The organism is Streptococcus oralis, assembly GCF_964238205.1.
Classification (GTDB): Bacteria; Bacillota; Bacilli; order Lactobacillales; family Streptococcaceae; genus Streptococcus; species Streptococcus oralis_CZ.
On record NZ_CAXSLF010000003.1, the window covers coordinates 200,599 to 215,961 of the forward strand.

General features: G+C 40.0%; 12 protein-coding genes. 3 read left to right on the forward strand and 9 right to left on the reverse strand.

Features of this window, described 5'->3' with window-relative positions; translation table 11 throughout:
* The first annotated feature begins 127 nt into the window (after positions 1-127).
* Positions 128-676 carry an NADPH-dependent FMN reductase gene (locus tag ACESOD_RS06125; protein ID WP_373094519.1) on the forward strand — a complete coding sequence of 183 codons (549 nt, stop codon included), beginning with the start codon at positions 128-130 and terminating at the stop codon, positions 674-676.
* A gap of 49 nt (positions 677-725) precedes the next feature.
* Here the strand turns inward: ACESOD_RS06125 and ACESOD_RS06130 are convergent, their stop codons facing one another.
* Positions 726-1,916, reverse strand: coding sequence for an O-antigen ligase family protein (locus tag ACESOD_RS06130; RefSeq protein ID WP_061862776.1), 1,191 nt, complete (start codon positions 1,914-1,916; stop codon positions 726-728).
* A 210-nt stretch (positions 1,917-2,126) separates the two neighbouring features.
* On the opposite strand from ACESOD_RS06130, the gene birA reads away from it, so the two are divergent.
* Positions 2,127-3,062, forward strand: coding sequence for a bifunctional biotin--[acetyl-CoA-carboxylase] ligase/biotin operon repressor BirA (birA, locus tag ACESOD_RS06135; RefSeq protein WP_049527503.1), 936 nt, complete (start codon positions 2,127-2,129; stop codon positions 3,060-3,062).
* A 54-nt stretch (positions 3,063-3,116) separates the two neighbouring features.
* Here the strand turns inward: birA and ACESOD_RS06140 are convergent, their stop codons facing one another.
* From ACESOD_RS06140 to ACESOD_RS06170, 7 genes are all read right to left on the reverse strand, one after another.
* The gene (locus ACESOD_RS06140) at positions 3,117-4,307 is read right to left on the reverse strand and encodes an acetate kinase (RefSeq protein ID WP_049527500.1); all 1,191 of its coding nucleotides are present in this window, start codon (positions 4,305-4,307) and stop codon (positions 3,117-3,119) included.
* 49 nt (positions 4,308-4,356) lie between these two features.
* Complete coding sequence (locus ACESOD_RS06145) at positions 4,357-5,310, reverse strand: class I SAM-dependent methyltransferase (protein ID WP_373094520.1); 954 nt, start codon at positions 5,308-5,310, stop codon at positions 4,357-4,359.
* 103 nt (positions 5,311-5,413) lie between these two features.
* Complete coding sequence (locus ACESOD_RS06150; RefSeq protein ID WP_373094521.1) at positions 5,414-6,526, reverse strand: N-acetylmuramoyl-L-alanine amidase family protein; 1,113 nt, start codon at positions 6,524-6,526, stop codon at positions 5,414-5,416.
* Between the two features lie 118 nt (positions 6,527-6,644).
* Positions 6,645-8,252 carry a CTP synthase gene (locus tag ACESOD_RS06155; protein WP_373094522.1) on the reverse strand — a complete coding sequence of 536 codons (1,608 nt, stop codon included), beginning with the start codon at positions 8,250-8,252 and terminating at the stop codon, positions 6,645-6,647.
* Positions 8,253-8,573: 321 nt separating this feature from the next.
* Positions 8,574-9,149 (reverse strand): DNA-directed RNA polymerase subunit delta, encoded by a 576-nt coding sequence (gene rpoE, locus ACESOD_RS06160; protein WP_000418422.1) that lies wholly within the window; start codon positions 9,147-9,149, stop codon positions 8,574-8,576.
* Positions 9,150-9,442: 293 nt separating this feature from the next.
* Positions 9,443-10,642, reverse strand: coding sequence for an ABC transporter permease (locus ACESOD_RS06165; protein ID WP_373094523.1), 1,200 nt, complete (start codon positions 10,640-10,642; stop codon positions 9,443-9,445).
* Positions 10,639-11,532, reverse strand: coding sequence for an ABC transporter ATP-binding protein (locus tag ACESOD_RS06170; RefSeq protein ID WP_373094524.1), 894 nt, complete (start codon positions 11,530-11,532; stop codon positions 10,639-10,641). Before ACESOD_RS06170 ends, ACESOD_RS06165 begins: the two co-directional genes overlap by 4 nt.
* 327 nt (positions 11,533-11,859) lie before the next feature.
* Between ACESOD_RS06170 and ACESOD_RS06175 the strand changes: the two genes are divergently transcribed.
* Entirely contained in the window at positions 11,860-12,765 is a 906-nt protein-coding gene (locus ACESOD_RS06175; protein WP_373094525.1) for an alpha/beta fold hydrolase, read from the forward strand.
* Between the two features lie 119 nt (positions 12,766-12,884).
* Here ACESOD_RS06175 and pheT read toward each other — a convergent pair whose 3' ends face one another.
* Positions 12,885-15,290 (reverse strand): phenylalanine--tRNA ligase subunit beta, encoded by a 2,406-nt coding sequence (gene pheT / locus ACESOD_RS06180; RefSeq protein WP_373094526.1) that lies wholly within the window; start codon positions 15,288-15,290, stop codon positions 12,885-12,887.
* Positions 15,291-15,363: the final 73 nt, after the last annotated feature.

Here is a 15,363-nt window from a genome sequence, read left to right on the forward strand (position 1 = left end):
TAAAAATAATCTTGACTATCATCGATTTTTATTTTCTGGGCAAATTTCTTGCAAATGATTTTGTTTTGTTGTAACATTATTTATAACAACAAAGAAAGCTCTGATTAAAATATAAAGGAGACTCCCTATGTCTAAAAAAGTATTATTTATCGTTGGTTCACTTCGTGAAGGTTCCTTCAACCACCAAATGGCGCTAGAAGCCGAAAAAGCTCTTGCAGGAAATGCTGAGATTAGCTACCTTGACTACTCAGCAATCCCACTTTTTAACCAAGAACTTGAAGTTCCAACTCTTCCAGCTGTAGCAGCAGCTCGTGAAGCTGTTCTGGTTGCTGATGCTATCTGGATTTTCTCTCCAGTCTACAACTTCTCAATTCCTGGAACAGTTAAAAACTTGCTTGACTGGCTTTCACGCGCTCTTGACTTATCTGAAACTCGTGGTCCATCTGCCCTTCAAGATAAAATTGTTACTGTGTCTTCAGTAGCAAATGCAGGTCATGAACAACTCTTTGCAATCTACAAAGACCTCTTGCCATTCATCCGTACACAAGTTGTAGGTGAATTCACTGCAGCTCGTATCAATGATTCTGCTTGGGGAGATGGTAAACTAGTCCTTGAAGACAGTGTTGCTACTTCACTAAAACAACAAGCTGAAGACTTGGTTCAAGCTATTCAATAATTGAATTGAAAAAAAGATAGTAGAAAATGTTAGTTCTACTATCTTTTTCTTAATCAACTAATTCATCAATCATACTATGTTTTAGTGGTAAACTACACATCACTAACAGGAAAATAAAAGATGATTGAATCCAAAACAGCGCTAAATCAAAAATTCCGTGCACAGCTACTACTGTCAAGAAAGAGAGGTAAAGTCCAAGGATAGGACGCTTACTAGGTACTTGACTCATATCAATCAACATTCGTACCGGAGTGGCAGAAGCAATCCCCAAGAGAACGGTACCGACAACTCCATAACTCAAAATCGTATCTATATAAATACTATGAGCATGTTCATGATAAGGTGCTCCAATACGAGGGAAAGAGTGCATGTAGGTTAGCGGTCCTTCACCCCAGAATGGATTTTGCTTAAACAAGGCCATTCCAGCATTCCAGATAGAAACACGTTCTTCCATAGATGAATCTAAGGTTCCCATTCGAACACCCAAATCACTAGAAAATAGAAAGGCTAAACCAACCCCAAAAACTCCAATACTAAGCCAGAAGGCACGCCAGTTTTTAATGGTCGTGAAGAGGTAAATGATGGCTCCAAAGATGATGGCTGGAAAAGCTGTACGATTCTGCGTAAAGTTTAAACCGAATAAATTAGCAAAGATGGCAATCATAGAAAAGATTCGTAACCACCTTAACTTAGTTGTGCTAATCAGATAAAAACCAATCATGATACAGAAACAACAGATAATTCCATAGTAATTAGGGTTAAAGAAGGCAACCTCCGCTCGGTTTTGATGCCAAACCTGCATCCGTGGTGAGAGGAAGGTATAATCAAATTTCTTTACAATTTGGAAATGTTCCAAGGCTGCAAAGACTGCTGCCAAGACACTCGAGGCTAAAACTCCTTCAATCGTCAACCTGAAAAATTTAGGAGTCAATTGAGCTTGGTAATAGTAAAAGAAGATGGCAAACAGAAACATGGCCACCGAAGAAACTACTCCCATCACATTTTGTGCTAGAAGAGAAATTGCAGTGCTATAAGCAATAAAAAAGAGCAAGATAGGGTGTTGAGACAAACGTTTCAAGATTCCCTTCATCTCCCCGGTATATACTAACCAAAGTAAGTAAGAGATAAAAATAATAACAAAAAGATAAAAAGGGAGAAAAATACTCAGAATAACTCCTAAAAGAAGTCCTTCTTGTTTCGATAAACTTTTTAACTTTTCAATGACACCTATTGATTTCACAACAGATCCTTTCCTTCTGAATATCACATTCAGATAAATAAGTTATTAAAACATTTTACCATTTTTCAAGCGATTTGAAAACCTCTTTACCTCTATACTCCTAACTAAAACTGGGTAAAATTTTATAGTTAGCTAAGATTACTTGAAAATCGCTATCCCTTTTTTAAAAATATGGTACAATAAATCTAATTATTCCAGAAAGGGTCTAGCATGAAATCCTACCAAGAAGTCTATAAAATACTAGCTACTGAAACTGATTATCTAAGCGGAGAAAAAATAGCTGAGAGATTAAACCTATCTCGAACTTCCGTATGGAAGGCGATCCAACGTCTCCAACAAGAGGGGCTGGAGATTGACAGTATCAAAAATCGTGGGTATAAACTTCTGGACGGAGACCTTATCTTGCCACAGGAAATCGAAGCGGATAGTCCCATTACTGTCCAGTTTAAACCCTCAACAAAATCTACCCAAACCGATGCTAAAGAGGCTATGGAAGCTGGTGCTAAAGGGGATAAACTCTACCTTTCCACTAGCCAGACTATGGGACGCGGTCGTTTTCAACGTCCTTATTACTCACCTGATAAGGGGGGAATTTACATGTCCCTTCACCTACAACCCAATCTCCCTTACCAGAAACTTCCCGCCTATACACTTCTAACAGCTGGGGCTATCTACAAGGCTATCAAGAATCTTAGTTTGATTGATGTGGATATCAAGTGGGTCAATGATATTTATCTGAACCATAAAAAAATTGCTGGTATTCTAACAGAAGCCATTACCTCTGTCGAAACTGGACTCGTTACAGATGTTATCATTGGGGTCGGGATCAACTTTTCTATCGCTGAATTTCCCAAGAATCTACAAACTAAAGCTGGAAGCTTATTTTCTCAAAATACTCCCATTACTCGCAATGAATTGATTGCTGAAATCTGGAAATGTTTCTACGAAACAGAAGCCGATGAACTCCTCTATCTCTATAAAAAGCACTCTATCGTTTTAGGAAAAGAAGTCTCCTTTAAGCAAGATCACCAAACTATCTCAGGAAAAGCCTGTGACATCTCTGACCAAGGACAACTACAGATAGAATTAGCCACTGGTGAAAAAATTTGGCTCAATAGTGGTGAAGTTTCACTGACTAAATGGTAGTTCTACTAGATCAAAAAAATCGACCTTTATCATTGAAGGTCGATTTTCTGATTATTATTTTTTCAAACGTTCAACGTCACGTGCAATGACCAATTCCTCGTCCGTTGGAATTACCAGTACACGTACACTTGCTGCATCTGTCGAAATATCTCCAGTCGCACCAAATACATTTTTCTCTGGATCTACATCGCAACCAAACCAAGAAATCCCTGAAATGACATCTTTACGTACATGAACAGAATTTTCACCGATACCCGCTGTGAAAATAATAGCATCTGCTCCATTTAGGACTGCAAGGTATTGACCAATATGTTTTTGGATACGGTCAACATACATTTCATAAGCCAAAGTGGCATCGTGATCTCCTGCCTCCATGGCAGCAATTACATCACGCATATCACTAGACTTACCAGAAACACCCATCAATCCTGACTCACGATTGAGAATACGACTGATGTCCTCAGGCTTGTTAAAGTCCTCTGTATATTGCATTATATAAGGAATGATGGCTGGGTCAATATCCCCTGTACGAGTTCCCATCATTACACCACCAAGTGGAGTGAATCCCATTGAGGTATCAACAGATTTCCCACCCTTAACAGCTGTAATAGAAGCACCATTACCGATGTGACAGGTGATTAACTTCAACTCTTCAAGTGGACGCTCCAAAAACTTGGCTGCTTCTTGAGCAACGTACTGGTGGCTTGTACCGTGAGCTCCATATTTACGAACCTTGTTTTCTGTGTAATATTTTGTTGGTAGAGGGTAGCGATAAGCTTTCTCTGGCATACTTGTATGGAAGGAAGTATCAAAAACAACGACACTCGTGATATCTGGCAACAATTCTTTGAATGCACGAATACCTGCAGCGTTTGCAGGGTTGTGCAATGGAGCAAGAAGACCTAACTCTTCAACTTTTTCAATTACATCACCTTCCACGACTGTTGACTCTTTGAAGTACTCTCCACCTGCAACGACACGGTGTCCAACACCAGTAATTTCATCATAAGATTTAATAATATCAAAACGAATCAAGTCATCAAGCAAAATCTTAACTGCCAAAGTATGGTTGTCAATGTCAAGGACTTGTTGTTCTGAACGACCATCAAATTTAACTGTAGAAATAGAATCTTTCAATCCAATTCGTTCAATCAACCCTTTTGCTAATACTTTTTCTTCTGGCATTTGGTAAAGTTGCCATTTCAAGCTAGAGCTTCCAGCGTTAATTGCAATGGTTTTTGTCATAATGTTTCCCCTTTTTTAAGCGTTTTCAACTATTATATCAAAATTTATACTAGATTTCATGTTCTTGACACCAATTTTGAAAATTTTCCTTAAATTCCAACAAAATTTCAGGATCACGAAGACTAGCAAGTGGATAAACGAAGGGTTCAAAGCCTTCTACCACTTTCTTTTGTACAACAAAAATGGTCTTAGACTGGGCTCCTTGAGCGAAGAGATCCTCTGGTAAAGCTACGATAGCTACTAGTTGAGCCTGATCAGTCAGCCAGGATTTCAAGAAGTCACTCTGGGGGCTCGTCAAAAGATCTGTTGGAGCAAGGAAAATAGCATAGCCTCCCGTCTTAAGATACTTGAGAGATTGCTCCATTAATAGATGATGAGCATAAGTATGTTCATCCTTTGCTGCCACTTGGTAACGTGAGGCAATCTGATCATCTGGGTAGTAGCCAATCGGGAGGTCGCTCACAATAAAATCACTTTCTTTTAATACTTGTGGACGTACTGCATCTCCTTGGACAAAGCCCATTTGAAGATCCATAACTTCAGCCATACTCGCCGCCAGATCAATCAAGAGGTCGTCTATCTCAATCCCTAGGTAATCTACCTTTTTGTTCATGGACGTTAAAAAGCTAGCCCCCAGAATTCCCATCCCAGAGCCCAATTCTAGTAGACTTAGATCTTTAGCAGGCCACAATTGCTCCATCAAAAAAATCATCAAGTGACCAATCGCATCTGGTGTAAACTGGTGGTTGGCCTGAAGAGGTTCCGTTTGCGCTGCCTTCATTAATAAGAATTGGTAGGTTCGTAACCACTCTTCTTTTCGAAGAGCCAATCGTTTTAAAGCTTGATTGTTTTTCTTGACATCTTCCAGATTCGTCTGACCATCCAGATAGATTCCATTTTGCTCAATTAAGGCATCGTAAAAATTTGTCGTCAAATCATTTTGAATGATTTGGACATTTTCTAGTAAATAGGTATATGCTTGTTCAATTTTTTCAAAATCCATACCCTTATCTTACCAAAAATAATGTCCTTTTTCCAGATTTTCATAATTGTGAAAATGAAAAAAAGAAAATCTACCTCCCTAATAGATTTTCTCTGTTTCATGATTATTTCCAAACACCGCTGGCATCTACATAATATCCATCTGGTGTGCGTGTATTGCTAAGCATATTACCAGATGAAGCCAGATAGTACCACTTACCATTATCTTTGACCCAACCTGTTGCCATTGCACCAGAATCTTTTAGGTAATACCAAGAACCGTTATCTTTGATCCAGCCTGTTGCCATTGAACCTGAGTCTTTTAGATAATACCAAGTACCACCATCTTTAAGCCAGCCTGTCGCCATTGAACCTGAGTCTTTTAGGTAATACCAAGAACCGTTATCATATAACCAATCAGCTGAAATCATAGCTCCTGATGATTTAAAGGCATACCAGCTGCCACCTTGATGAAGCCATGTTTGATTAAACATAACCCCTTTATCATCCATAAAATACCAGCTTCCCTGATCCTTAATCCAAGCATCTTTAACTAGTTGGCCTTGTTTTTGATAGTACCAGTTTTGTTTTGATTTTAGCCAGCTAGCAGTTTCAAAGATTGGAGAAAGTTCTACATACGATCCACTACTATTATATTTCCGAACAATTCTTCCTGGTTTAATTAAATTAAGAGTTCCTTCTTCACGCCAGGCAACAACAGATTTTCCTGATGTTTCAGTTGGAAGGGTTGCAATATAAGATTCATTTAGAGAATCCCATGAACTTTCTAAGATTTGGTCCCCATCGAGAACAAAGTAACCACTCTTAGCGTCATCTGAATAAACATCGTCAACTACTTTAGTGGACCAGGTCTTTACTTCATTTCCACTCTTAGCCTCTACTACAATATCCCCACGATATCCATAGGGGATATAAAAGTGCAAGAAACGTCCCTTATCTTCAGTTTTAGATACAGTTCTTTCCTCCGCTAAGAAGTTAGTATTTTGCTTTTCTCCATTCAATCTAACTGTCCATTCGATCGCGCTATTACTAGGTAAATCTAACACTTTAATATTTACTTCATATCCATTATTAATCTTGCTGACTTTCCCATTCTCGTATCGAATACCACCTTTAATAGGCCATACCTCTTGTAATTCAAAAGCTTTGGCAGATTGAGGAAGAATAAACATAGCCAACCCTGCCAATGACAAACTAAATAGTGTAATTTTTTTCATGAGATTTCCTCCTGTTTTTATTCATGTTAATTATATCACTATGATATTTTTTTGCAAGTGATATCCTAAATTTATATAGGAAAAACCTCTGAGACGACTCTCAAAGGTTTAATCATGACTATTTACTATTTTCAACCGCTGCTGTTACAAAAGCAGTGTAGAGTTCTTCTGGGCGGTTTGGACGGCTTGATAGCTCTGGATGGTACTGACAAGCCACAAAGAATTTATTTTCTGGAATTTCCACAATTTCTACCAAACGATTGTCTGGTGAAACACCTGAGAAGACAAATCCTGCCCCTTCAAACTGTTCACGGAAGGCATTGTTAAACTCATAACGGTGACGGTGGCGACGTTGGACCACTTCTTTGTTATGATAAGCTGTCGCTGCCTTAGAACCACGTTTTAACTTAGAAGGATAAAGTCCCAAACGAAGGGTACCACCCATGTCCTCAACATCAATCTGATCACGCATGATATCAATGATAGGGTATTTGGTATCAGGATTTAGCTCTGCTGAATTAGCTCCTTCAAGACCTAAGACATTACGGGCAAACTCGATACAGGTCAACTGCATACCCAAGCAGACTCCAAGCATTGGTACATCATTTTCACGCGCATAGCGAATCGCTTCAATCTTACCTTCTGTTCCACGTTGACCAAAACCACCTGGAACGATGATTCCGTCAGCGTCAGATAGAAGTTCTACCACATTGTCAGCTGTCACATCGTTAGCATTGACCCAATCAATCTTCACTTCTGCATCATTGGCATAACCAGAGTGTTTCAAAGCTTCAACAACTGAGATGTAGGCATCTTGCAACTCAACATACTTACCAACAAGGGCAATCTTGACTTGTTTTTTGAGATTCATGACCTTGTCAACCATAGCTGACCACTCTGTCATATCTGCTGCAGGTGCATCAATTTTCAAATGGTCACAGACGATTTGATCCATGCCTTGTGCTTGCAGATTAAGTGGGATTTGGTAAAGATGATCCACATCCAAGGACTCGATAACTGCTTCTGGCGCCACATCACAGAACTGGGCTAGTTTATTTTTAATCCCTTGTCCTGCTGGTTTTTCTGTACGAATGACCAACATATTTGGCTGGATTCCCAGACCACGCAATTCTTTGACAGAGTGTTGAGTTGGTTTGGTTTTCATTTCACCAGCTGCCTTGAGGTAAGGAAGCAAGGTCGTATGGATATACATGACATTATCTGCACCCACATCTGCCTTCATCTGACGAAGAGCTTCTAAGAATGGAAGGGACTCGATGTCGCCGACTGTTCCACCAACCTCTGTAATAATGACATCAGAGTCTGTCGTAAGAGCAGCACGCTTGATTTTTTCTTTCAAGGCATCTGTAATATGAGGAATAACTTGGACAGTTGCTCCAAGGTACTCTCCACGGCGTTCCTTACGAAGAACTTCGCTGTAGATTTTACCAGTTGTCACGTTTGAGTATTTATTAAGGTTAATATCGATGAAACGCTCATAGTGGCCTAGGTCCAAATCTGTCTCAGCCCCATCATCTGTTACAAATACTTCTCCGTGCTGGTAAGGGCTCATGGTTCCTGGGTCAATATTGATATAAGGGTCAAATTTTTGAATGGTCACCTTCAAACCACGGTTTTTCAAAAGACGCCCAAGGCTCGCTGCAACGATTCCTTTCCCAATTGACGACACCACACCACCAGTGACAAAAATATATTTCGTAGACATAGATTCCTCTTTCTAAAATGCTCAAGGTCTTGTTTACTAACAGGGGATTGAGAAAACAAGACCTTCATCAATAACTACACCCCAAGAAGAAAAGCTTCCTGGAAAAAACAAAAATAGCTCCCTAATAACTAGGGAGCTCCGACCTCTAAAGGAGGTGCCCGAACAATATATTACCTCAAAATGAAGCATTTGTCAAATAGAACAAATCGTTGGCTTGCCATTCCATCTTGCATAACTCATTCAAACTAAAAAGTAAAAAGAGGCTGGATCTAGGAAATCGAGACTTGATAGACCGATTCCAGCTCCAACTCCTTTTTATTTTTATTCTTCCTCTTCTTCAGAATCTTCGTCGTCTTCTTCATTAAGATCGACTTCTTCATCTAGATCATCTGGGGCGATTTCATTGATTTCAGCATCATAGGCTTCCACTTCATTCTTCTCATCATCTGGATTTTCATCATCATAAGAAAGAGCTGGATCTTCTTCGTATGCATCCTCATCTTCTGGATCATCTGCACTGTAATCAATAGCATCTGCATCACCATCCATGAAGGCGTTGACACGTTTTTTCTTAGCCTTAGGTGCTACTTCTTCATCATCACTTTCTTCAAGAGCAATGATTTCCTCATCGATTTCATCAACTCCATACCATGAACGAAGACCCCATTTGTTATCTCCAAGTGAGATAAAGCTACCGTCAAAGTTCAACTCTGTGTAGAACAAAGGCAAAGCTTCACGAATATCGCTATTAGAGGTACCGAGATAGTTTTGGATTTCATTAACCAAATCACTAAAATGCATTTCGTGATCACGACCACGGAGTTCCAAGATGGCACGAGCCACCTCAATCATAGATAGTTCACTTTTTTCTTGCCCAGCAAATACTTCTAATTCCAAAGCGTTTCTCCTCATTTTTTACTACTAACGCCAGAGTGGATAAACTCTGATCTCATTTTATCATGTACTCTTTATTGTACGATAATTTTGCCTAATAGTCAAAGGTTTAGGAGAAATAAATGTGAAATATTTCAGCTAATTAATACTCAATGAAAATCAAAGAGCAAACTAGGAAGCTAGCCACAGGCTGCTCAAAACACTGTTTTGAGGTTGCAGATGGACGCTGACGTGGTTTGAATTTTATTTTCGAAGAGTATAAAAGACCTGGGAGATACACTCACAGGTCCGTGACTTTATTTATAACTCAAAGCTCGTTTAAAGGTTTTCCAGATCCCCAAATCATCTGTTTGAAGGACCAAACTAGCATACATGCGTCCGATAAAGGCTGTTGCAGTAACTGCAAAAATAACCGTTATAGCAAGCGAAATCCAAGCTTCTAGTCCATTAGCGTAACCATTGATAGCTCTGAAAGGCATAAAGAAGGTCGAAATGAAAGGAATATAAGAACCGATTTTCAAAATCAAATTGTCTCCTGCAGCTCCTAGTGCAGTAACGCCAACAAAACCAGCTATTATTAAAATCATCAACGGAGACAAGGCCTTTCCTGCATCTTCGGGACGAGAAACCATGGAACCTAAGAAGGCTGCCAAGACTACATACATGAAGAGACTGACTAAGATAAATAATAAGGTGTTAAGCGAGAAGGCCTCTCCCAAGTGGTTTAGAATACCTGAATTAGCCAAGATAGGCATATCCTTAAAGAATAAGATAGCTCCAAGACCACCAACGACATAAATACCAATATGAGTCAAAATCACAAGAAGTAAGGCAATCATGCGTGCATAGAAATAATGGCTAGCACGAATGCTTGAGAAGACCACTTCCATGATTTTGGTTCCTTTCTCGCTGGCTACTTCTTGAGCAGTGACACTGGCATAAGTAATCAAAATCATATAAAGGAAGAAGCCCAGTCCTGCAGCCGCAAAGGTTTGGACCATCTTTTTATTTTCCTTGGCTTCATCAATCTGTTCTGTAAATTGAACCGTTTGAGCCAAGCGTTTTTCCTGTTCCTGAGACAAATTTGCTTCTGAACGGTTGAGTTGGGATTGGAGTTCATTCAACTTAGCGGTCACTGCTAACTTAATGCCACTCTCTAGTGAAGTTTCACCATGATAGACTGCCTTAAGGACACTGTTCTCCTGGTCAATGGTTAGATAGCCTTTTATTTTTTCATCCTTGATGGCTTCTTGGGCACTCGCTTCATCCTTATAGTCAAAGTTAAGACCATTGGTCGATTTAAGTTCTTCTGTAACAAGAGGAACAGAACTAACTACTGCTATCTTACTATTTTGAGCCAAGGAAGAACCTTGGAGAACACCAATTCCTCCAGATAGACCTAAAAAGAGGAAAGGCGAAATTACCATAAAGAAGAAACTCCACGACTTGACATGTCTTAGATAGGTTTCTTTGATTACAACCCACATATTTCTCATACTTCCACCCCTGATTCTAATTTAAAGATTTCATCGATTGTTGGCGCTTGTTGATCAAAAGTCGCGATATATTGACCTTGAGTCAAGATTGGGAAGAGTTCTCTACCTGCACTTTCATCATCTAAAATCAACTTCCAACTACCTTGCTTGGTCAAGCTAACCTGTTTAACATGAGGAAGATTTTCCAGTTCTTCCTTGCTTCGTTCACTTGAAACAAAAAGTCGTGTTTTGCCGTATTGATTGCGAACCTCTTGAACCGGTCCATGCAAGACCACACGCCCATCACGAATCATCAGGATATCATCACAAAGTTCTTCGACATTGGTCATGACATGGTCAGAAAAGATAATAGTTGCTCCACGCTCTTTTTCTTTCAAGATAACCCGCTTAAGAAGTTCGGTATTGACTGGATCCAAGCCACTAAAAGGCTCATCTAGGATAATCAAGTCGGGTTCATGAATCAAAGTGATAATCAACTGAATCTTCTGTTGATTTCCTTTTGAGAGACTCTTAATCTTGTCCGTCAGTTTTCCCTTGACTTCCAGTTTTTCCATCCATTGAGGGAGTTTTTCTTTGATTTCCTTGGTGTCCATGCCTTTTAGGGTCGCCAAGTAACGAACTTGTTCAAGGACTGTCAATTTAGGCATAAGACTACGTTCTTCAGGGAGATAACCAATGCGAGCATAAGTCTCCTGACGAATATCTTGACCATCAAGCTCAATCTCCCCTTGATAGTCTAAAAATTTCAAAATACTGTGAAAAATAGTTGTTTTCCCAGCTCCATTTTTCCCAACCAGCCCCAAAATACGACCTGGTCGTGCTTGAAAGTCAACACCAAACAAAACTTGCTTAGGTCCAAAACTTTTCTCTAGATTTCTTACTTCGAGCATCATCCACCTCCGAAATTTATTGCACTCATTATACTCCTTTTTGATAGCTTTTACAATGATTTATGTACATTTTTAAATCTTTATTTCAAGAAGGATATTTTCTGGATAGGAACTTTATTAGCTTATCACCAAGCATTTTAGTTCTCCAGATTTTAAGTGATAAATTTATTATACTCATCTCTTGATAAATCCGTCGACTATGTCCTCAAATGTTCATTTTCAGTCCTGAATTGTAACTACTAATCTTCATCATCCTGCCTAGCTTATCGTGCTATTTTATGGTATATTTTTGATAGACTATAGATTATCATCGGCAAGGAATCTGATATGAAAAAAAGACTTAAACTCGAACCAAACAACAATAACTTAATCATTTGGGAAGCTGAACAGCCAAAAGCCGTTCTTCAGCTTGTACATGGAATGGTAGAGTACGTGGAACGATATGAAGAATTTGCTCTAGCCATGAATAACGAAGGCTTTACTGTTATCAGCCATGATCATCTCGGCCACGGCTATACTGCTCAAAATCCAAGTCAACTCGGAGTCTTTCCTGAATCTCCCGAGGAACTCATCGATGATATTGAAAGAGTGACCTCCTTCATTCAAGAAAGCTATCCAGAACTTCCAATCGTCCTTCTAGGGCATTCTATGGGGTCTCTTATGTGTCGCTATTATGTAGCTAAACGAAAACCACCTATCAATGCCTTAATTATCATGGCGACTGGTCAACAGCCTCAATTTCTGACTCGATTCGCTCTCATCCTAACAGAATGCATCCGACTTATAAAAGGGAATAAACACCGTAGTAAACTCTTGACTTATCTATCAACTGATAGCTTTAATCGAAGTATTAAGAACCCTAAAACATCTGTCGATTGGCTCTCAAAAAATGAAGAATCCAACCAAGCTTATCTGAATGATCCATTCTGTCAATTCATACCTACTATTCCTATGTACAGATCTATTTTTTACTTCTCAAATCAAGTAGCTAGTAAACAAGTGATTGATGAGATTCCAACCCAACTCCCAATTCTCGTGATTTCAGGACAAGAAGATCCTCTAGGAGAAAATGGTAAAGGTATAGAAAGATTTGTAAATCTCCTAAAGGCTTCACATTCGAAAGTAAGCCTCCGATTAGTTGAAGAGGCTCGTCACGAAATTCTAAACGAGAATAATCGAAACGATACCTATCACTTCATAGCTGATTGGATGACAAAAAATACCGATGTTTGATCATCTTGTAACAGTATTAAAAAGGAGTTGTTTCCCCGTCAATTTGATTCAATCATCAGGCTAAAGCTTGATGATTTTTTCTACTAAAAAATCCATCCCTAGGGATGGATTGAAAATTTTTAACGCACTTCTGCATTCACTTTTTCTTCAAGTGATGCTTGAATTTTTTCCATGTAGCGTGCGACTTCTTCATCAGTCAAGCTATCTTCTGGATTTTGGAAGGTCAAGCTATAAGCCATTGACTTCATACCGAGTCCTAGTTTTTCACCTGAGAAGACATCAAAGAGTTTGATATCTGTCAAACGTTTCACGTCTGCAGATTTGATGGCATCAACCACATCTTGGTGAGTCACTTCTGCTTTGAGGAGAAGAGCGATATCACGGCTGACTGCTGGGAATTTAGTAATTTCCACAAATGGAGCTGCTGGTTGAAGAACTTTCTCGATAGCTGAAAGGTTGAGCTCTGCTACATAAGTTTCTGGAATATCGTAAGATTTAGCTGTAACAGGATGTACTTGACCGAGGAAACCAAGGACTTGGTCACCGAGTGAAATCAAGGCTGTACGTCCTGGGTGAAGGCTAGCGATTTCAGAGGTTGCTGTATAAGTCACTTCAAGACCCAAGCGAGCAAAGAGAGCTTCCAAAATTCCCTTGGCATAGAAGAAGTCAACTGGGACAGCTACTGTTTGGAAGTCTTTTTCAGCAACTAAGCCAGTCAAGGCAAAGGCAAAGCTATTGATTTCATTTGGCAATTCTTCTTTTGGATTACCGATTTGCTCGAAGACTTTTCCAATCTCATAAAGAGCCAAGTTTTTATTCTTACGTGCTACGTTGTAGGCAACTGTATCCAAAATACCTGAAACCATATTTTGACGGAGAACTGAACGGTCCACAGTCATTGGCCACATCAATTCTGTCAAATGACTTGGCTGAATCGTAAACTCGACCGCTTTTTCAGGAGTTGTAAGAGCGTAGGTGATAATTTCTGTCAAACCTGCTCCCTCAGCGATGGTACGAACTTGACGGCGGAGTTTTTGTGTCGCAGTCAATTCACCAGCTGTTCCATCATCTTTTGGAAGACTGGTTGGCAAGCGGTCATAACCATAGATACGAGCGATTTCTTCAAAAAGATCCGCTTCGATAGTGATGTCCCAGCGACGACGTGGTACGCTTACTGTGAAGCTATCTGCATTTCCAGAAAGGCCAAATCCAAGACGACGGAAGACATCTTCTACATCTACGTAGGAAAGCTCTGTACCGAGGACACGGTTGACGTCTGCAAGAGTAGAAGAAACTTCTACATCAGATGTATCCAACTGCCCTGCTGAAACGATGCCCTTCCGCACTGTCGCACCAGCCAATTCCGCAATCATGCTTGCTGCCGCATCAAGAGCTTCGTTAACAGTTGCCACATTGATGCCTTTTTCAAAGCGAGAAGATGATTCAGAACGAAGGTTGAGGCGACCACTTGTCTTACGGATAGATTTGCCATTGAAAACAGCAGCTTCAAGAACCACACGAGTAGACTTTTCAGAGATTTCTGTAGCCTGACCACCCATGACACCTGCAAGAGCTACTGGCTTGTCTGCTACAGTGATGACTAAGTCATTTGTTTCCAAGTCACGTTCTTCACCGTCCAAGGTTACCAATGTTTCACCAGCACGTGCTTCACGCACACGGATTTCAGTCCCTTCAAAAGTATCCAAGTCAAAGGCATGCATGGGTTGACCAAAGTAAAGCAAGATATAGTTGGTCACGTCGACGACATTGTTAATCGGACGGATGCCTTCGTTCATGAGGAGGTTTTGCAACCATTGTGGACTTGGTTCGATGGTCACATTGTCCAAGATACGAGCTGCATAGTAAGGAGCCTTGTCTGTATCAATGCTGACAGAAAGAGCATCCGCCGCAACTTGGTCTGTTTCTGTTAAAGTAAATTCTTTGAAGTTGACTGCCTTGTCATAGATAGCTGCTACTTCGTGAGCTACCCCACGCATAGAAAGAGCGTCTGCACGGTTTGGCGTGATGGAAAGTTCGATGATTTCATCATCCAAGTCTAGATAGGAGAAGACTTCCTCACCTGGAACAGCAGTTTCTGGCAAGATTTGGATGCCATCTGCAAATTCTTTCGGTACAACTGAGTCAGAAATCCCTAATTCACCAAGTGAACAGATCATTCCGAGAGATTCTAAACCACGGATTTTCCCTTTTTTGATTTTGTAGTTGTCCGCAATGCGAGCACCTGGAAGAGCCACCATGACCTTGATGCCTGCACGCACATTTGGTGCTCCACAGACGATTTGACGGGCTTCTTCTTCACCCACATTGACTTGGCAGACATGCAAGTGTGTTTCGGGCACATCTTCACAAGACAAGACCTCACCAACGACAATTTTTGAGAGACCAGCAGCAGGTGATTCCACACCTTCTACCTCGATCCCTGTAGTTGACATTTTTTCAGCCAACTCTTGTGATGGTACATCAATGTCCACCAATTCTTTTAACCATTTATAAGATACAAGCATAATTTAATTCTCCAGAATGACAGTTGTCACTCTAGTTTTTTTCCTTTCCTATCATTTCATTAGAAGAATTATC